22 protein-coding genes and 1 tRNA gene are annotated in these 16,296 nt (G+C 58.6%); 20 read left to right on the top strand and 3 right to left on the bottom strand.

All coding sequences use genetic code 11. The features are described 5' to 3' along the window. Nucleotides 1–86: 86 nt before the first annotated feature. The 17 genes from ACFFP0_RS24710 (at nucleotide 87) to ACFFP0_RS24630 (ending at nucleotide 12,464) form a co-directional block, all read left to right on the top strand. Nucleotides 87–470, top strand: a complete 384-nt coding sequence (locus ACFFP0_RS24710; protein WP_377264879.1) for a hypothetical protein — start codon at nucleotides 87–89, stop codon at nucleotides 468–470. An 80-nt stretch (nucleotides 471–550) separates the two neighbouring features. Next, nucleotides 551–1,105, top strand: a complete 555-nt coding sequence (locus ACFFP0_RS24705; RefSeq protein ID WP_377264878.1) for a hypothetical protein — start codon at nucleotides 551–553, stop codon at nucleotides 1,103–1,105. A gap of 5 nt (nucleotides 1,106–1,110) precedes the next feature. Continuing rightward, nucleotides 1,111–1,419, top strand: coding sequence for a hypothetical protein (locus tag ACFFP0_RS24700; RefSeq protein ID WP_377264877.1), 309 nt, complete (start codon nucleotides 1,111–1,113; stop codon nucleotides 1,417–1,419). An 89-nt stretch (nucleotides 1,420–1,508) separates the two neighbouring features. Continuing rightward, nucleotides 1,509–2,090, top strand: coding sequence for a winged helix-turn-helix domain-containing protein (locus ACFFP0_RS24695; RefSeq protein WP_377264876.1), 582 nt, complete (start codon nucleotides 1,509–1,511; stop codon nucleotides 2,088–2,090). After that, entirely contained in the window at nucleotides 2,087–2,707 is a 621-nt protein-coding gene (locus ACFFP0_RS24690; RefSeq protein ID WP_377264875.1) for a hypothetical protein, read from the top strand. The genes ACFFP0_RS24695 and ACFFP0_RS24690 overlap by 4 nt, the downstream gene beginning before the upstream one ends. Next, a complete protein-coding gene (locus tag ACFFP0_RS24685) occupies nucleotides 2,704–4,098 on the top strand; it encodes a DEAD/DEAH box helicase family protein (protein ID WP_377264874.1) in 1,395 nt (464 codons plus the stop codon). The genes ACFFP0_RS24690 and ACFFP0_RS24685 overlap by 4 nt, the downstream gene beginning before the upstream one ends. After that, nucleotides 4,095–5,093, top strand: coding sequence for a DNA-methyltransferase (locus ACFFP0_RS24680; protein ID WP_377264873.1), 999 nt, complete (start codon nucleotides 4,095–4,097; stop codon nucleotides 5,091–5,093). The genes ACFFP0_RS24685 and ACFFP0_RS24680 overlap by 4 nt, the downstream gene beginning before the upstream one ends. Before the next feature lie 64 nt (nucleotides 5,094–5,157). Further along, nucleotides 5,158–6,630, top strand: a complete 1,473-nt coding sequence (locus ACFFP0_RS24675; RefSeq protein WP_377264872.1) for a DnaB-like helicase C-terminal domain-containing protein — start codon at nucleotides 5,158–5,160, stop codon at nucleotides 6,628–6,630. Next, nucleotides 6,630–8,441 carry a DNA cytosine methyltransferase gene (locus ACFFP0_RS24670; RefSeq protein WP_377264871.1) on the top strand — a complete coding sequence of 604 codons (1,812 nt, stop codon included), beginning with the start codon at nucleotides 6,630–6,632 and terminating at the stop codon, nucleotides 8,439–8,441. The genes ACFFP0_RS24675 and ACFFP0_RS24670 overlap by 1 nt, the downstream gene beginning before the upstream one ends. Continuing rightward, nucleotides 8,438–8,722 carry a hypothetical protein gene (locus ACFFP0_RS24665; protein WP_377264870.1) on the top strand — a complete coding sequence of 95 codons (285 nt, stop codon included), beginning with the start codon at nucleotides 8,438–8,440 and terminating at the stop codon, nucleotides 8,720–8,722. Before ACFFP0_RS24670 ends, ACFFP0_RS24665 begins: the two co-directional genes overlap by 4 nt. Beyond that, nucleotides 8,719–9,210, top strand: coding sequence for a 5' nucleotidase, NT5C type (locus ACFFP0_RS24660; protein ID WP_377264869.1), 492 nt, complete (start codon nucleotides 8,719–8,721; stop codon nucleotides 9,208–9,210). Before ACFFP0_RS24665 ends, ACFFP0_RS24660 begins: the two co-directional genes overlap by 4 nt. Then, nucleotides 9,207–9,896: a hypothetical protein gene (locus ACFFP0_RS24655; RefSeq protein WP_377264868.1), complete on the top strand. Its 690-nt coding sequence runs from the start codon at nucleotides 9,207–9,209 to the stop codon at nucleotides 9,894–9,896. Before ACFFP0_RS24660 ends, ACFFP0_RS24655 begins: the two co-directional genes overlap by 4 nt. Next, nucleotides 9,893–10,432 carry a GcrA family cell cycle regulator gene (locus ACFFP0_RS24650; protein WP_377264867.1) on the top strand — a complete coding sequence of 180 codons (540 nt, stop codon included), beginning with the start codon at nucleotides 9,893–9,895 and terminating at the stop codon, nucleotides 10,430–10,432. Before ACFFP0_RS24655 ends, ACFFP0_RS24650 begins: the two co-directional genes overlap by 4 nt. Then, nucleotides 10,429–10,848, top strand: a complete 420-nt coding sequence (locus ACFFP0_RS24645; protein WP_377264866.1) for a hypothetical protein — start codon at nucleotides 10,429–10,431, stop codon at nucleotides 10,846–10,848. Before ACFFP0_RS24650 ends, ACFFP0_RS24645 begins: the two co-directional genes overlap by 4 nt. Beyond that, the gene (locus tag ACFFP0_RS24640; protein WP_377264865.1) at nucleotides 10,820–11,482 is read left to right on the top strand and encodes a hypothetical protein; all 663 of its coding nucleotides are present in this window, start codon (nucleotides 10,820–10,822) and stop codon (nucleotides 11,480–11,482) included. The genes ACFFP0_RS24645 and ACFFP0_RS24640 overlap by 29 nt, the downstream gene beginning before the upstream one ends. Nucleotides 11,483–11,731: 249 nt before the next feature. After that, nucleotides 11,732–11,811 (top strand) — tRNA-OTHER (locus tag ACFFP0_RS24635). A gap of 371 nt (nucleotides 11,812–12,182) precedes the next feature. Continuing rightward, complete coding sequence (locus ACFFP0_RS24630; protein ID WP_377264864.1) at nucleotides 12,183–12,464, top strand: hypothetical protein; 282 nt, start codon at nucleotides 12,183–12,185, stop codon at nucleotides 12,462–12,464. Nucleotides 12,465–12,480: 16 nt separating this feature from the next. Here ACFFP0_RS24630 and ACFFP0_RS24625 read toward each other — a convergent pair whose 3' ends face one another. From ACFFP0_RS24625 to ACFFP0_RS24615, 3 genes are all read right to left on the bottom strand, one after another. Beyond that, nucleotides 12,481–12,738, bottom strand: a complete 258-nt coding sequence (locus ACFFP0_RS24625) for a BrnA antitoxin family protein (RefSeq protein ID WP_377264863.1) — start codon at nucleotides 12,736–12,738, stop codon at nucleotides 12,481–12,483. Nucleotides 12,739–12,914: 176 nt separating this feature from the next. Continuing rightward, nucleotides 12,915–13,136 (bottom strand): GIY-YIG nuclease family protein, encoded by a 222-nt coding sequence (locus ACFFP0_RS24620; protein ID WP_377264862.1) that lies wholly within the window; start codon nucleotides 13,134–13,136, stop codon nucleotides 12,915–12,917. Further along, nucleotides 13,133–13,333, bottom strand: coding sequence for a hypothetical protein (locus tag ACFFP0_RS24615; protein ID WP_377264861.1), 201 nt, complete (start codon nucleotides 13,331–13,333; stop codon nucleotides 13,133–13,135). Before ACFFP0_RS24615 ends, ACFFP0_RS24620 begins: the two co-directional genes overlap by 4 nt. Nucleotides 13,334–13,663: 330 nt before the next feature. On the opposite strand from ACFFP0_RS24615, the gene ACFFP0_RS24610 reads away from it, so the two are divergent. The 3 genes from ACFFP0_RS24610 to terL all read left to right on the top strand — a co-directional run bounded on the left by ACFFP0_RS24610 (nucleotide 13,664) and on the right by terL (nucleotide 16,295). Continuing rightward, complete coding sequence (locus tag ACFFP0_RS24610) at nucleotides 13,664–14,128, top strand: hypothetical protein (RefSeq protein WP_377264860.1); 465 nt, start codon at nucleotides 13,664–13,666, stop codon at nucleotides 14,126–14,128. Between the two features lie 63 nt (nucleotides 14,129–14,191). Continuing rightward, nucleotides 14,192–14,362: a hypothetical protein gene (locus ACFFP0_RS24605; protein ID WP_377264859.1), complete on the top strand. Its 171-nt coding sequence runs from the start codon at nucleotides 14,192–14,194 to the stop codon at nucleotides 14,360–14,362. A 310-nt stretch (nucleotides 14,363–14,672) separates the two neighbouring features. Continuing rightward, nucleotides 14,673–16,295, top strand: coding sequence for a phage terminase large subunit (gene terL, locus ACFFP0_RS24600; protein WP_377264858.1), 1,623 nt, complete (start codon nucleotides 14,673–14,675; stop codon nucleotides 16,293–16,295). Nucleotide 16,296: the final 1 nt, after the last annotated feature.

The following is a 16,296-nucleotide window of genomic DNA, read 5'->3' as shown; positions in this document are numbered from 1 at the left end:
TCAGCATCGGTCTTCGGTTTCGGCCGGCGGCTCCTTTCAATCACCACCCTGGCCGCGTCGGATTAGTGGCACAGGGAAAATTGGAAATGTCCGAAAAAGCATCGGAAAAATCAGAAATGTCCAGCGTCGATTTTGCTTCCACTGCTCTCAAGCGGCACATCGCTCCCAGATCGTGCGGCGAAAGTGTGAAGGACCGTATTCGCGTCGCGGCAGCGCGTCTCAATTGGTCTTTCACGAGAACCAAGGACGTTTGGTACGCCGACCCGCGCGTATCGATCAGCGCCGAAGAATTGCGGGCAATCGAGGAAAAAGCAGGTGTCAAATTTGGCCGCGCACAAATCAGATCCATCGACGAACTCATTGCCCGGGCAGACGCACTGCTGGATGGCCCGGAGGCGGATTTCCATCGCCCGTTCGTTGCTGCGTTTCGGTCGTTCATTGTCGCTCTTGGCATTGAGGATCGCCCCTGAACTGGATGAGGACGCCTGACAGCGGCGTCCTTTTTTGTGTCCGAAACCTTCGGATTTTTCCGACAACCGAGGAGATGGCAATGCCAGCAGCAACAATTGGCGACAACAGCAAGGAAGAAAGAACGAGGCGCGTTACGCTTGCACATTATCATCGCAAGGATCGTGATCTTGATGCCAGAGCGGCATCTATCTCTGCGGAGAAGAAAGAGAACCGCCTCAACGCAAAAGCTGCCGGTATCCCGTCGTCGCAGCTCGATCACCTCCTCAAATCGTTCAAGGCCGAAGATCAGCAGAAGCCGGTCGACAAGCTGAAACGAGACATGGAGAACTTGGCCTACCTCGGGCTCATCCCCGATCCGAGCATCAAGGGTGATCTCTTCTCCCGCGTCGATCGTGTCGACAACGAAGGGATGATCCGCGCCAAGGGATACTTCGCCGGACTGAACGGTCTCGATCGCGTCTCCGGCTACGACGGCGGCAGCGCCGACGACAAGCTCTGGCTCGAATCCTTTGATGCCGGAAAGTCCGAGTACGAGACCGAGATCCCCGACATCATGGCTCGCATCGAGGCCGCGGCTTCGAAGGAAGAGCCACCGTCTGGAGACGATGATCCATTCCCAGATGGTGAGGACTAACCGTCATGGCAAACCACGCGATCGTCCAGTCGAGCGGGACGGAAATTCATCCGGGTCAATGGATCGTGATCACCTTCCGCGACGGCGCCGAATATGTCGGACGGTTCTCCGGTGTCTGGAATAACCCCAGCTACGGATTGATGTTCAGCCTTGCGTTTGCCCGGCCCGCCGACGGCAGCAAGAAGCCCGATACGGTCTTCTGCAGGCTGGAGCCTGACAACGGCATCGCCGCCGCGCTCGACGCGGCCAAGATCATCGACAAGCCGGCGAAGCGAAAGCCGCGAGGCGCACCGCCCGGCATTGTTCTCCACTGATCTCCTCCCGGCGGCCTGATCACACACAGAGGCCGCCCACCTGCCGCGCGAATGCGGCGCCTTTCTTTCCCCACTCGGAGCGCTTTCGCATGCTGCAGGCCACAACCGCCGAAGAAATACCAGCCAAGCGCAATTCGATGATCTGCCCGTGCTGCTTACAGTTCGTCGAGGGCGCAAGGTTCCTCACCGATCCCGTCAATAACCTGATCACCAACGGGGACAAGACGATCAAGCTCACCCGCCGGCAGTTCAAGCTCGCTAAGTATCTGCTCGACTGCTTCCCGCTGCTGGCGACGAAAGAGGGCATCTACGACAACGTGTTCATGGACGAGCACGGCGAAGGCCCGGGCATGAAGATCATGGATGTGATCATCTGCCATATCCGCCCCTCGCTGGCGGAGGTCGGCCTGATCATCGAGACGGTCTGGGGGAAAGGCTACAAGATCGTCGAGGCCGATCCGTCCGAAGCTTTGCTGATCAAGGACCGCAGCATTCGCGAGCGTCAGCTCGGGGCTCATCGCCGCTGGTCGCAGGAGAACGATGACCAACTCCTCGACCTCATGCGCCGCAAGATGAAGATCGCCCAATGCGCGGCGATCATGCGGATGCCGTACATGACCGTCGAGCGGCATTACCGCAAGCTGGCGCCTCTGTTGGAGGCTGGCCGATGATCGTTATGGGCCTCGACCTTGCGACTACTTCCGGCTGGGCTGTCCGTGACAGTGCCCGTCATCGCTCTTCCATCCAGTGCGGCACCTTCTCCGTCAAGGAATACCAGTGGGAGGAGAAATACCCGGTTGCCGCCAACCTCTTCTACCGGCTCGTCAAAGACCATAAGCCCGACTTCGTTGCGATCGAACGCCCGGAACACGGCGTCCGCCAGTTCAAGAAGAAGGGCAAGGCGGACCTGACCGGCGAAGAGCAGGTGGTTTCCACCATCAACCCGGCAGCCCTTCAGCTCACTGGTATTGCCGGCGCCATTACCGCCATCTGCATGATGATGCGCATTCCCTTCGGCACCGTCGCCGCCGTGTCCTGGCGCCCGGTCTATTTCGGCAAGGGTTTGAAGCCCGCCGAAAAGCAGGACTGGAAAGACCTCGCTATCGAGATGTGCGAGCGCGAGGGCATCCAGCTTCCCCGCACCAAAGCCGAGCAGCGGGACGCGGCCGAAGCCGTCGGCATCTGCACCTGCTGGCATAAGTGCGACGTTCCCAAGATCGAATGGATGCAGCGGCGGTTCGTTGATCTGCGTACCGGGGCATATGAGCAGAAGAGGAGCGCGGCATGAACGCTTACGCCGATTTCCTCGCTCGCAAGCGTATGATCGACCCGGCGACGGGCATCGTGGCCGATGTATCTTTGCATTCGGTCCTCAAGGATCATCAACGCGATATAGTTCGGTGGAGCCTCAGACGCGGCAGATCGGCCATCTTCGCCGGTACGGGCCTCGGCAAGACCTTGATGGAATTGTCATGGTCAGAGCATGTGGCGGATTTTACCGGCAAGCCTGTTCTCATCTTCGCCCCGCGTGCCGTAGCAGCCCAACATATCCGGGAAGCCAAGAAATTCGGCATCGCGGCTCGCCTCGTCACCTGCCAGGCCGAATGTGGCCTAGGCATCAACATCACCAATTACCAGAAGATCGACCACTTCGACCTGTCGGCGTTCGGCGGGATCGTCATCGATGAAAGCTCGATCCTCAAGAGCACCGACGGGAAATACCGCAATCGCTTGATCGAGGAATGCGCTAAGGTTCCTTTCCGGTTGGCGGCCACAGCAACGCCAGCGCCGAACGACTTTATGGAGCTCGGCAACCACGCCGAATTCCTTGGCGTCATGTCCTATACCGACATGCTCGCCACGTTCTTCACCCATGACGGAGGGGATACGCAGAAGTGGCGGTTGAAGGGGCATGCTGAGACTGAGTTCTGGAAGTGGATGGCATCATGGGCGGTCATGCTCCGGATGCCTTCGGACCTCGGATATGACAACAGTGGATACGATCTTCCGCCGCTCCGGTACACATCGCATCAAGTTCAGGTCGGCTATGCCCCGAGCATGGAAACCGGCCTTCTGTTCCCGATGGAGGCCCGCACTCTTCAAGAGCGCATAGCAGCCCGCAGGGATAGCGTGGGAGAGCGTGTCGCGCTCGCCGCCTCCATCACGCCGCATCACCGTCCATTCGTCTGGTGGTGCAACATGAACCCGGAAGCAGAGGGGCTTGCCAAGGCCATTCCCGGCTCCGTCAACCTTACGGGTTCCGATTCCGACGACGTGAAAGAGCGGAAGATGGTGGACTTCTCCGAAGGGCGCACCCGAGTTTTGATCACCAAGCCATCGATAGCCGGTTTCGGGATGAACTGGCAGCACTGCGCCGACACGGGGTTCGTCGGGCTCAATGACAGCTTCGAACAAATTTATCAGGCCGTCCGTCGGTTCTGGCGTTTCGGGCAAACCAAGCCGGTCAACGTGCATTTCATCGCCTCCGAAATGGAAGGTGCTGTTGTCGCCAACCTTCGCCGCAAAGAGGCTGATGCAGAGCGCATGGCGGCAGCGATGATCATGCACATGGCTGACCTATCCAGCCAGGAAGTCCGAGGCATGGTCCGCGACCGGCCCGATTACGATCCTCAAATTCCAATGTCCGTACCGGCATGGCTGACGGGAGAAGCAGCATGAATATCAAGGCGGTCAATCAGGTGGTGACAGACCGATATGCGATCTACGAGGGCGATAGCTGCGAGCTCATCCGTGGCATCCCGAGCGACACTATTCATTTCGGCATTCACTCCCCTCCGTTCGAAGGGCTCTATAAGTTCAGCAACTTCGATCGGGATATATCGAACAACGACACCGATGGCTTCTGGACGCATTACCAATTCCTCATACAGGAGCTTTTGCGCGTCACCATGCCCGGCCGAATCCACGCGGTTCATTGCATGCAACTGCCAACCAGCAAGATCAGGCACGGCCATATCGGCATGCGCGATTTCCGGGGCGAAGTGGTTCGTGCCTACGAGGACGCCGGGTGGATATTCCATTCCGAGGTTTGCATCTGGAAAGACCCTGTAGTCGCGCAGCAGCGGACGAAATCCATCCGCCTGCTTCACAAGCAGATCACGAAGGACAGCGCTATCAGCGGGCAGGGGCTCGCCGATTACATGCTCATGTTCCGCAAGCCGGGGGACAACCCAGACCCTGTTGATGGTATGTTCGATCGGTATGTCGGAACGGGATTGGACATCAGTGATGAGGCCTATCGGCACTACTGCGCCAATCCTCCCGATGGAAATCCTAATTGGCGGCCGTGGCCAATGGACCAATGGCGATCAGTTCTGGTCTGGCAGCGATACGCCTCCCCGGTGTGGATGGACATCAACCAGACCCGCACCCTTCAATATCGCGCCGGCCGAGACGAGAAGGACGAGCAGCACATTTCCCCTCTGCAGCTCGACGTGATCGAGCGATGCATCGAATTATGGAGTAATCCGGGCGATGTGGTCCTAACGCCGTTCCTTGGCATAGGAAGCGAGGTTTATGGCGCCGTAGCGGCGGGTCGAAAAGGCATCGGGTTCGAGCTCAAGCCAAGCTATTTCCGACAGGCAGTGCGGAATATTGCTGAACTGGACGAGGCCAAGACCGTCAATCTCTTCGCAATGGACGGGGCAGCATGAACGTCATCTCCCATCCACGCGACTTCACGCCAGAGCAGTTCGCCGCACACTTTGGTGGTGAGCCATGAGCATCAATCCCGACCGCAGCTATTTCGACCGGATCACCGAAGACGATATCTTCGAAGCGGAGCAGGTTTTCTTCGCGTGCATCTTTTCCGACAACTCTCTTCTCGCCGACTGTGGCCTTGAGCCGGAGGACTTCGGGACTGATATCCACCAGACTGCTTTTCGCGAGGCCATGGTGCTTTATCACGGCGGCCAGATAGTAGATGCCGTGTCGCTCAAGCCGTGCCTTCCCAGACTTTTCAAGGTCAAGGACGATCAAGGGCGAAACGTGCATGTCGAGCTTACCCCTGCGGAATACCTCGGGAAGTTGCTTGTTCTCGGCACCAGACCAGATATCCGCGCCAGCTATGAGGCAAAGCTCCAGATCATCAAGAGCGCTGCCATGGGACGCCGTATCGCCCACGAGGGCCATCTCATGGCGGCGCTCGGAGATGAGGGGCACACTCTCCTGACGCTTGGAGACGAAATCGAGCATCTGGAGCACCGGCTCAAGGAATTGCGCAATCGGTTCCGCGAAACGACGGCCATCGCATCGCCTGGAGCTTCCTATCTATCCATGTTCGAGGCGTCGGCCCGTCGGGATGGCGTGATCGGTGTTCCGATCGCCCTTCCGGAAATCGCCAAGGTGCTTTCCGAGCCCGTGTTCGAGGCCGGGAACCTCTACGGTTTGCTATCCTCATCGGGCGAGGGCAAGTCCAGCCTCACGATGCAGCTCATCTACCACGCGGTGAAGGAAGGGCATCCGGTCCTCTTCCTCTCCTATGACCAGTCCGCCGCGCAATGCGTTCGGCAGATGATCGCCCAGGTCCACGAGATCAGCGTCAGGCAGCAGCGCGAACCATCCCGCCTCATGACCGACTACGAGCGGGACAAGTGCGTTCTGTTCGCGACGTGGATCAACGATCAGCCCTTCGACATCATCCGCTGCCAGCGCGAGGGCGTTGACCGATTGGTGACCTACGCCCGTCGGTTCATCAAGAAGCGCGCCAACGGCAAGACCGCGTTTATCGTCATCGACCACATCGGCAAGGTGAAGCCGCGTGATCCGAAGCTCTCCGCCGACCGGATTTCGGGGGAGGTGACGGTCGAGCTCAAGGCGCTCGCCGATGAGACACAGGCTTCGGTCCTCATCCTCAACCAGCGCAACAGCTTCGGCACCCGGCGCGACAATCCCCGGCCGATCGCCGCAGACCTCTATGGCGGGGAAGGGGCGAAAGCAGATTACGACGCGATTCTCTACCTCTACCGCGCGGAGAAATACAAAGCCGAGCGCGTGGCCACCGCCGCCACCGGCTCCGACTGGAAGAAGATCAATTCCGTCTTCGTCGGCGACCTCGAAGGCATTGCGGAAGTCGGCAGCGTCAAGTGCCGGTTCGGCGATCCCACGCTGAAGGAGACGCTGGAATTCGAGGCTGAGTTCACCCGCTACCGATCCATGAAGCCCAGAAGGGCGCAAGAGGAGATGTTCTGATGCGGTACGGCTCAGTTTCATCAGGGATCGAATGCGCGGCTATCGCATGGGCGCCGCTTGGGTGGCAGCCAGCGTTCTTGGCAGAGATTGATCCTTTCGCGTCCACGGTTCTCCACCACCATCATTCGAGCGGCCGGCCCCGTTTTATGCCTTCGCCTGAGGCGGAAGGGATAGACGATGATGAGAGGAAAGCCCGTCGGGCGGCGATCAAGGCGGTGCGGTCTCTGCCCGTGGATTCGAATGGACCTCCGAACTATGGCGACATGACAACCTTCGAGGAATGGCCTGATGCAGCTATCGATCTTCTCATTGGAGGAACCCCTTGCCAGTCATATTCCGTCGCGGGCCTCAGAGAAGGACTGGATGACCCGCGTGGTAGCCTCACGCTCACCTATGCTGCAATTGCTCGCCGCTTTCGGCCCAGATGGCTGGTCTGGGAGAACGTCTTCGGCGTCCTTTCGCACGATCGAGGACGAAGCTTTGCAAGCCTTTTGGGATTGCTCTCCGGTCAGAGAATCGAAGTCCCTCCAGGCGGATGGAAATCTGCGGGAATTGTCCAAGGCTATGAGCGCGCCTACGGCCTCGCATGGCGCGTGCTTGACACTCAATATGTCCGAGTGGACGGCTTTGGACGGGCTATCCCTCAAAGACGACGGCGTGTGTTCGTTGTCGGATATCTTGGAGACTGGCGACGTGCCGCAGCGGTATTACTTGAGCGGGAAGGCCTGTCTGGGAATCCTGCGCCGATCAGAGAAGCGGGGAAAATCTCTGCCTCCAGCACTGGATTCAGCGTTACGGGCAGTCTCACTCAGGGATTTGGGGCAAAGTCAGGAACAGACGAGCTAGCCAGCGGCAATGACATTGCCGCTGCGCATGTCGACACGGTAGCCCGCTGTGACACAGCGGGCTATGCTCAACGGCTCGACTATGAAACGGAGAATTTCGTCGCGTATGGAGGCAACAACTGCTCCGGTTCGGTCGCGGTAGCCGCCAGACTGGCGGCTCACGGCGGTCCCGCTGGCCGAGTGGATTTCTCCAGTGAAACCTTCTTAGTCGCCAATCCGCTACGCGCTCAGGCGCAGCATAGTCACCGTCTCGATAGCGACAACGACGTTGTCGCTCGTGCGGCGCTGGACGTAGCCGATACCATGACAAGCAATGGCGATGCTCACAGCGGCTTCCGGGAAGCCGCTGGCCTGGTCGCGCATAGCCTTCGGGCCGAAGGCTTCGACGCTTCAGAAGATGGCACCGGGAGAGGAACGCCGATTGTTCCGGTATCCATAGCCATCCGCGGCAGGGAAGATGGTGGCACAATAGAGATAGGCGAAGATGTTGCTCACGCTCTCCGAGCAAGCCAGGGCGGCGGGGATAAGCCGCATGTGCTCATTCCTTATGATACGACCCAGATCACAAGCGTAGCTAATCGCAGCAATCCGCAGTCTGGTGATCCTTGCCATCCCCTTTCGGCTCAAGGCCATCCACCACCCATCGCGTTCTCTCATCAAGCTGGCGGCAAACAAACGTCTCTCGGCTTTGACGAGGAATCCGGCATCGCTCCAACTCTTGGCGCATGTCAGACGCCAGCCATGGTCCATGGCTGGGCCGTCCGTCGGCTGACAACGCGAGAGTGCTGCCGACTACAGGGAGTTCCTGCCGACTACTTTGATGAGGTGGTCTGGCGCGGCAAGAGCCCACCTCCCGACGGACCGATCTACAAGACGCTCGGTAACGGGTTTTCGGCCAACTCGGTGCGTTGGATCGGCCGCCGGATCGAAATGGTGGAGCAGATCATGAAGGAAAATGCAGCATGAACCATTCCGCCGCACGGTCCAACTGGACGGTAAACGGATACGAGGGAGAGTACCGCCCTGTATGGGCGTCATCATGGCGTCCTGTGAGGCTAAACGGCAGGCCTGTTTATTTCACCACCGCACTTGCTGCCGAGGTGGCCGCTTGGCGTGTCCTCTATGCCGTCGAGCAGCGGGTAATGAAGCGGGACGGGGAGATCGTGTTCGCCGCCAAGTCGGCCGCAGACCGGCTGTTCCGCAAGGGCAAGGTCGTCGAGGTCGAGCGGATGGGAGAGAGCGCATGAGCAAGCGACCGAATGTTTATCTGGACCTTGACGGCGTGATGGCCGACTTCGACGCTCATTTCCCGGCGCTATTCGGTGTCGATCATCGGAATATGCTGGACGATGAAATGTGGGCGACGATCAACGCTCATCCGTCCTACTTCCGCGACATGCCGCTGTGTCTCGGTGCGAAAGAGTTCTTCGACCGGATATCCTGGCTGAACCCGATCATCCTCTCCGCCTGCCCACGGTCGAACTATCCCCATGTCGCTCGCCAGAAGCGGGAGTGGGTGCGGGAGCATCTATCCACCTCATGCCACGTCCTGCCCGTCATGGGCGGCCGCAATAAGCCGCTGTTCATGCACTCGCGCGGGGACATCCTGATTGATGACTTCGAACGAAACACCAAGGCATGGGCGCTCGAAGGAGGATTCGCGATCCTGCACCGGGACTTCAAGACAACGCGAGATGAACTGGAGCGCGAGATCGTAAGGAGTGGCAAGGCATGAACGCCCACGTTTCCATCACCCCCACCCAGGCCAGCCTTATCGCTGCCCACAAGGCCCGTCAGGCGCGGTTCGCTGCTGCAGCGAGGAAGGTAGCCGTCCGGCGGCCGGCCAACACCAATGAGCCGGTGAAGCTGGAACGTCAAATCCTGACTCCGGTGGACTTCATCAAGGCGAAGTGCGCCGAGCGCGGCATCACCTATGAGCACTTGATCTCCCGGGAAAAGACCGACGAGCTTGTGTCGATCCGGAACCCGCTGGTCAAGGAAACCAAGGAGATGTTCCCGAAGCTCTCCCTGACCACGCTCGGCCGGCTCTTCAATCGCGAGCACACGACCATTCTGTACATCCTGGGCCATCTCCCCGGCAAACGGGAGAACATGGCTCTCATGGCCGAAAGGGATAGGCAGGCCAAAGCCCTCTACCTCGACGGCAAGACGCTCGATGCCATAGCGATTGAACTCAATGTCTGCCTGAGCACGGTGAAGGCGATCAAGCGACGGTGCAAATGGGATGTGAGGGCAAAGCCAAAGCCCCCGAGGTCTGAGAAGCCCCATGAGCGCCGGGCCCGAGAGCTTTACGCGAGCGGGATGTCCCTCCGGGCAGTCAGCGATCAGCTTGGCATGGACAAAGAAAGCATCCGCCGGATGCGCATCCGCTGGAACTGGCCGGAAAGGAGCAAGGCATGAATATCAATGTGAAAGAGCCATCCGGCATCATCTTCCGCTGGACAGAGGAATTGACGTTGAAAGCTGCAGACCTATGGAACGACGGAAAGACCGCTTCGCAGATCGCCCCTATTTTCGGAGTGTCGCGAAACGCTATCGTCGGCTTGGCACATCGCAAGCCCAAACTGTTTAAGAAGAAGGGCAATGCCGCAAAGGGGAACAATAAGCCGCACAACGTCCCAGCCATCAAGCCCAACCGAAACACCGGATTTTTCGAGCGCCCGAAGCGCGACGGAATGACCGTCACGGCCAAGAAGAAAGCCGTCAAGCGCGAGGCCGAAGAGGATGCGCTGATCATCGAGGCGTTGCCGGAACCGACGTCATACGATGCCGAGCGGTTGGTGGTGGCGAAGGAGCTGCACGAGCTTGGCCGCTGCGAATGCCACTGGCCGCTGAACCAAGGCGGTCCCTTCCTATTCTGCAGCGCAGAGACCGGCGGCAAGACGTATTGCGCGCCTCATGCCAGCCGTGCCATGCCGAAGCGGGAGGGTATATGAGCAAAGGGAAGCTCGACGCGATCCTCGACGGCCTCGGCATTAAGCTGGTCCCGATCTATCGCCGTCGTGCGGCTGCCCAAAGCCATGCCCGAGGGACAATGCATGAAATCCGCAACCAGTATGGTGACGGCCATCTCGTCTTTGTCCTCAGGTGCATCAAGCAGACCAACAACAACCGCGATGAGCTGTGGAGCGAGACGATCGGTGCCATTTCTGATATCCTCATACAGCGTCAGGATTGGGCTTTGGACCGTGCCTCAGAAGTGCTCTCTGCCTTCGATGAAATCCCGCTCGGTGTATTGCGTGGCGAGGCCGTAGCTCGCCGTCCCTGGCCCGTCCGGGCGTCTCTGCGCATGCTTATTTACAAGGAACTGGAGAAGCGTCTCGATGAACCAGAATGTCGCCTTGCGGTTTGATGACCTGTCGGAAGAAACTGCCGCCGCCGCCGATGCATCGTTCATCGTAAAGGCTCGCTTTGTCGAAGCCGCTGACACCATGCGGCATATCGATATCAAGGGCATCCGACCCGCGGTGCTCAAGGCGTTTTGGCCCGAACACGCGATGGAATATAATGAGATCCGTCTTCGCTACAGGCCCAGCGCCATCGCCATATCCAGGGCGGAGGAAGTGATGTACGGTTGGATGCTGGATTTCGTCAGAGATGAAGAGCGCCGAACCCTGATTGGCAGGTGGTCTATGTGCATGGCAGCGCCTCATATCGCCGGCTCATTCCGCGATTTCTGCCGTACAACCAACCGAATTCGTAGGACGGCAGAGCGTAGGCTTCTTTCTGAATTCCATCATGTTTCTAGCGAGATAATTAAAAACGCTCAATCGTTACATGAGCCGGATTGGGCGAGGGTGTCGCCAATGATGCCGAATTCGGGTAGTGATTTGCATAAGATCAGAACACCTCTGGTCAGATATCAACTTCACGATTTGCCCGACGAAAACCGGCCGGTAAATGATCCGCAGCATCCCGACAGGATCGCGTTGATCAAGCGGCTGGAGAGGGCCAATCGTCGCCGCAAGCGGAAACAAGCCGCATAGGCAGAGATCGGGAAGAGAGGGACGGCAGCGAATAATTCGCGCCGCACACATGGGTATCGGCTTCGGCCTCAGTCCCAATTCCTTCCCGCCCAAATCGGGAGGTGTCCCTGGCATGGTGGGCGCCGGAACGTCATGCGGAGCTGGCTATGCCAGCAGATGCCGGTAACGGTCCTCCCGACCCCATTCAACGGCAAGCCAAGGCTTGTTCGTTCTCAAGACCCGAAAGGGCAAATCTCAGAGGGCAAGCAGGCTCCCGTAGCGGCAACCGGATAGAGCATCCGCAGCCCGACGAGGGACGGAAGGTGCAGGTTCAAATCCTGCCGGGAGCCTGCCTCTGGGGCATTTGATCGTGTTTTGATTGTCCGACAAGTTCAGCCCGTCGCCTCACCGCGGCGGGTTTTTTTTGGAGTGGCCCAGCCATGAGGCTGGAGGTGTCGCACGGCTTAAGACGGGGTCGGCATCGGGGCGGTAAAGTCCGTACGTCACACCACCTGAAAGCACCGGGAGCAATATACCCGGAGAGACGTGGAAGCCGTCTCGTCAGCCCCGTCGGCAATGGCGGGGTTTTTCGATTCAGGAAGCCCGCCCCGGATACGCAGGATAATGGCACCGGCGCTTGGAAGACAGGAACAGTGACGCTCCTGTGGCGGCAAAATTATCCGCGCCCGGCGGTAACCGGGCACAACAAAGGAGAAGGCGCATGAGCGTCCAGGCAATGTTCTACGTGAAGGAAATCAATCACCGCGCTACCGGTCAGCCCGACGCGGTGAATGTCGAGGTCAAGATGGCCGCCGCATTCGGCACCTATCTGCAGGGCCTGCCGGAAGGCAATGGTGATTGGTCGAAGTGGACGCCGTCTGGAGAGCTTTCCATGACCATCACGAACCCGGCGGCCATCGACCAATTCGAGATCGGCGCGGTCTATTCGCTGACTTTCGTTTCCGCCGTTCCCATGACCACCGGAGACGAGATAGGCGTGTGAACGCCGGCGAGGAGGGCTACAGGCCGGCAGCCTTCCGTAGATCATCATTCATCCTGCTCTGCCAGCCCCGACCGGTGGCTTTGTAGTGATCAACGATGTCGGGATCGAGTCGGATAGTGACGGGCTGCTTTGTCTGCTCTGCCTTCGGCCTGCCGCGCCTGGCGATTTCCCGGTCGATGCTGGCTGCCAGATCGGGGAATACCTCTCGAAACGGCTTCATATTGGCGATTTGTTCGTCCGTGAGTTCCGGATTATCCGGATCGGATGCGATCATCTTCTGGATTTCGGCCTCTTCTTCCTCGGTGAGGGGCCGTTTCGATGAAAACTTGATGAACGCGTATTGTTTCAGGGGAGTATCCCTTTGTGGTCTTCGACAGTGAATGACCCCAGCCCAAGGACTAAGCTCATCTTCTCGACTAGAGGCATAATGTCTTTTGCCTCTATATCAAATCACTCTCTTTTTATTCGCTTATCGCGGGCGAGCTTGTGGAGCGTTCTTTCAATCTCATAAGCCATGCCGTCTGGAGCCTCAATGTATTCGAGGCAGCTAAGCCGTAGTGGAGAAAATGATTGAAGCTGGTCGATCCTAGATTGGATATTTCCAGAAACACCTATTTTTATCGGTCCTTCTTCTGAGCCATGACGGCCGATGAAGTAGACATACTCGGTCATTCGCCAACTCCGTATGGGATCATTCGGTGAAGCAGCGCCCTGCATGCTAAATCGGTGCGCTTATCAGTCCCGTTCTTTTTCATGCCAACAATCGCATTGGCAGAAACACCTAATAAGCGACCGCACTCGGCATCTGATTTAGAGAGGCCGGCTGCTTTCATTTCCGCAAGCCAGCGGGTGAAGTCTTTTGGCGCCATCCAGAATCCTTGTACGTATTCTGGTATAATAATACAGGTAAGCATGACTGCCTACAAGCTACTTGTAGGCAGAAATCATTTTTGTGCCACGGAAATTTGAAGGGTCGCTCATGCCAGTCCTGAACAAGATAGCATGAGAGTTTGACCTTGCCCGGAGCAGATTTTCAACTCCGCATCTGCGGCTATTTCCACCTGAAACCTTGAAAGGAGCTGACCATGTCTGGTCTTTACACTTCTGGCGTGCCGCAGATTGGTATTATCACCGGCGCGGAAAAGCTTGTTCTCGATACCGGTCTCGCCGCTGGCGCGGCCTCTCCCCAGACCATCGCTATGACGCTAGTTCAGCTTGCGGCCTCTGTAGCCTATTATGGTAACACGCTCAGCAAGACGCCGGTCTCCGGCACGCGCTACTACATTGCGATCGACATCGACACGCCGACGACCATCACCGGCGTCGCCGCACTGATCGGCGCGACGGGCGGTACTGACAGTTTCATCTTCGAACTGCATGACGCCGCTGGCGTTCTCGTTGCAACCACCGCAACAGCTGGCGTCACCGTCGGCACGGCTGGCGCATGGCAGCGTATTCCCTTCACATCCGCCTATGTGGCTCAGAAGGGGCGCTACTATATCGCTGTGCAGATCAACGGCACCACGGCACGCCTCGCAGTCTACAATGCCCCCACGTTCCCGCTCCCTACAGGCTCCGCAACCGGCACTTTCGGGACTGGCGCGTCTATCACCCCTCCGACCACCTACACCCAGGCCGTCGGCCCCGTCACTGCGCTCTACTGAGCCATGCAATGGGCGCGCATCCTCTGTGGTGCGCGTCCTCCCATCATCTGGAAAGGATCTTCCATGCCCGTTTTGATCTACACGATCCAGCCTGGATTCCGGCTTGTAACCGGCGGCGATCTGAACCAGATGATCGAGGCCATTAATGCGGCCTTCGCGGAAGCGGGCCCGACGCAGGCGGATTTCAACGGGCTGCTTGCTGCCTTACGCGCAGCCGGCGTGCTCTCGGCCTAATCAAACGGAATTCAAATGGCATCGGGAAAGCGTGGGGGCAGGCGCGAAGGCGCCGGACGACCCCAAGGAGCGCGATCCAGGGCAACGAGGGCACATAAGGCCACGCTGTCCGATCTCGCGCGTGCGCACACGTCTGTGGCTCTAACGGCCTTGGTCGATATTGCGAAGAAGGGCGAGAGCGAAAGTGCCAGGGTGGCCGCTGCAAATGCTCTCCTTGATCGCGCCTATGGGAAGCCGACGCAATCCCATGAGCACACCGGCGCAAATGGCGGCCCAATCCAGACAGTAGACCTGTCGAATGTGAGCGCAGATGACCTCGACCGCCTCGAAGCTCTCTTCGGTAAACTTGCCGGTGCCGCCGGCGACGATGCTGAGATTGATACGACTGGAGAAGGCGAGGAGAGAGAAAGCCGCTGAACTCGAACGTGTCGCCCAGGATGCTGAGGCGATCCGGGCGAGATGTGCGACCCTTGAAGGGTTCATCAAGGAGTTCTGGAGCGTCCTTGAGCCGAAGCGTGAACTAAAGTTCGGATGGGCTCTCCGGGCGATGTGTCGCCATCTTGAGGCGGTCACAGAGGGGCGCATCCAGTTCCTCCTCATGACGGTTCCACCTGGCATGATGAAATCGCTCCTGATGGTCTTTTGGACCGCGTGGGAGTGGGGCGCTTGCGGCCGGCCTGATATGCAGGTCTTGGCGACGTCGTACAGCCAGCCGAATGTGTTGCGCGACAATCTAAAACTCCGGCGGCTTGTCGAGAGCGAGAAGTTTCAATTCCTCTGGCCTTTGAAGCTCAGAGATGACCAGAACGCGAAGGGCAAGTTCGAAAATACCGGGAACGGGTTCAGCGAGGCTCGCCCATTCAGTTCGATGACTGGTGGCCGCGGTGACCGGGTGAAGGTCGATGACCCGCATTCGACGGAGACTGCAGAAAGTGATGCAGAGCGGCAGACGACGATCCGTATCTTCCGTGAGGGCATTTCCGACCGCCTGAACGATGTCACCACATCGGCGATCGTCATCATCATGCAGCGGCTGCACACCCAGGATGTGGCTGGTGTTGCGTTGGATCTTGACATCGGCTTTGTTCACCTCAGTCTCCCGATGGAGTTCGAGGTTGAGCGGGTCAGCCCCAACGGCAGGCGCACAGGTGGGCCGTGCCGCACATATGTGAATGGCGATCTCTTCTTTGAGGACCCGCGTACGCAGGACGGCGAATTGCTATTCCCGGAGCGGTTCCCTCGCGATGAGGTCGAGCGGCTTAAGAAAAGCAAAGGCTCGTATGCATGGGCCGGACAATATCAACAGCGTCCCGCTCCGCGTGACGGTGGCATGTTCAAGCGTGAATGGTTTTCTGACCGCTTTGTCGATGAGGCTCAGCGTGGCACCGTTTGGGTGCGTCATTGGGACTTGGCGGCAAGCACGAGGAATACATCGGCCAGAACAGCTGGCGTGAAGATGGGGAAGCAGCCAGACGGCTCATTCGTCATTGGTCATATAGCGAAGACCAGAAGCGAAGGTCATGCTGTTCGGCAGCTCATCCAAATGACTGCAGAGATTGACGGAACCGGTGTTCGCATCAGCCTGCCGCAAGACCCTGGGCAAGCCGGAAAGGTTCAGGCGCAGGACTATATCAAGCAGCTCGCGGGCTTCACCGTTTCCGCACAGCCAGAATCCGGCGACAAGGTTACGCGAGCGGAACCGTTTGCATCTCAGTGCGAAGGCGGGAATGTCTACATTGTCCGCGGCTCTTGGAATGAAGATTACATCGATGAGCTGTGCCTTTTTCCGGGATCATCGATCAAAGACCAAGTGGACGCGTCATCCGGGGCTTTCGGCAGGCTTCTCGAAGCTCGCGCCGCCGTAAACGTCACGCTCCCGCGCGAACGGCCAAAGCTGAACCTCAGCCGCCAGACACAAAATTGGATGGGTTAAT

Source organism: Neorhizobium puerariae (assembly GCF_042429745.1).
Lineage (GTDB): Bacteria > Pseudomonadota > Alphaproteobacteria > Rhizobiales > Rhizobiaceae > Neorhizobium > Neorhizobium puerariae.
This window is presented reverse-complemented; position numbering and strand designations above follow the sequence as displayed.

Coding starts and splice junctions, on each gene's coding strand:
- ACFFP0_RS24710 (WP_377264879.1), top strand. CDS start 87: ATGTCCGAAAAAGCATCGGAAAAATCAGAAATGTCCAGCGTCGATTTT.
- ACFFP0_RS24705 (WP_377264878.1), top strand. CDS start 551: ATGCCAGCAGCAACAATTGGCGACAACAGCAAGGAAGAAAGAACGAGG.
- ACFFP0_RS24700 (WP_377264877.1), top strand. CDS start 1,111: ATGGCAAACCACGCGATCGTCCAGTCGAGCGGGACGGAAATTCATCCG.
- ACFFP0_RS24695 (WP_377264876.1), top strand. CDS start 1,509: ATGCTGCAGGCCACAACCGCCGAAGAAATACCAGCCAAGCGCAATTCG.
- ACFFP0_RS24690 (WP_377264875.1), top strand. CDS start 2,087: ATGATCGTTATGGGCCTCGACCTTGCGACTACTTCCGGCTGGGCTGTC.
- ACFFP0_RS24685 (WP_377264874.1), top strand. CDS start 2,704: ATGAACGCTTACGCCGATTTCCTCGCTCGCAAGCGTATGATCGACCCG.
- ACFFP0_RS24680 (WP_377264873.1), top strand. CDS start 4,095: ATGAATATCAAGGCGGTCAATCAGGTGGTGACAGACCGATATGCGATC.
- ACFFP0_RS24675 (WP_377264872.1), top strand. CDS start 5,158: ATGAGCATCAATCCCGACCGCAGCTATTTCGACCGGATCACCGAAGAC.
- ACFFP0_RS24670 (WP_377264871.1), top strand. CDS start 6,630: ATGCGGTACGGCTCAGTTTCATCAGGGATCGAATGCGCGGCTATCGCA.
- ACFFP0_RS24665 (WP_377264870.1), top strand. CDS start 8,438: ATGAACCATTCCGCCGCACGGTCCAACTGGACGGTAAACGGATACGAG.
- ACFFP0_RS24660 (WP_377264869.1), top strand. CDS start 8,719: ATGAGCAAGCGACCGAATGTTTATCTGGACCTTGACGGCGTGATGGCC.
- ACFFP0_RS24655 (WP_377264868.1), top strand. CDS start 9,207: ATGAACGCCCACGTTTCCATCACCCCCACCCAGGCCAGCCTTATCGCT.
- ACFFP0_RS24650 (WP_377264867.1), top strand. CDS start 9,893: ATGAATATCAATGTGAAAGAGCCATCCGGCATCATCTTCCGCTGGACA.
- ACFFP0_RS24645 (WP_377264866.1), top strand. CDS start 10,429: ATGAGCAAAGGGAAGCTCGACGCGATCCTCGACGGCCTCGGCATTAAG.
- ACFFP0_RS24640 (WP_377264865.1), top strand. CDS start 10,820: ATGAACCAGAATGTCGCCTTGCGGTTTGATGACCTGTCGGAAGAAACT.
- ACFFP0_RS24630 (WP_377264864.1), top strand. CDS start 12,183: ATGAGCGTCCAGGCAATGTTCTACGTGAAGGAAATCAATCACCGCGCT.
- ACFFP0_RS24625 (WP_377264863.1), bottom strand. CDS start 12,738: ATGATCGCATCCGATCCGGATAATCCGGAACTCACGGACGAACAAATC.
- ACFFP0_RS24620 (WP_377264862.1), bottom strand. CDS start 13,136: ATGACCGAGTATGTCTACTTCATCGGCCGTCATGGCTCAGAAGAAGGA.
- ACFFP0_RS24615 (WP_377264861.1), bottom strand. CDS start 13,333: ATGGCGCCAAAAGACTTCACCCGCTGGCTTGCGGAAATGAAAGCAGCC.
- ACFFP0_RS24610 (WP_377264860.1), top strand. CDS start 13,664: ATGACGCTAGTTCAGCTTGCGGCCTCTGTAGCCTATTATGGTAACACG.
- ACFFP0_RS24605 (WP_377264859.1), top strand. CDS start 14,192: ATGCCCGTTTTGATCTACACGATCCAGCCTGGATTCCGGCTTGTAACC.
- terL (WP_377264858.1), top strand. CDS start 14,673: ATGACCTCGACCGCCTCGAAGCTCTCTTCGGTAAACTTGCCGGTGCCG.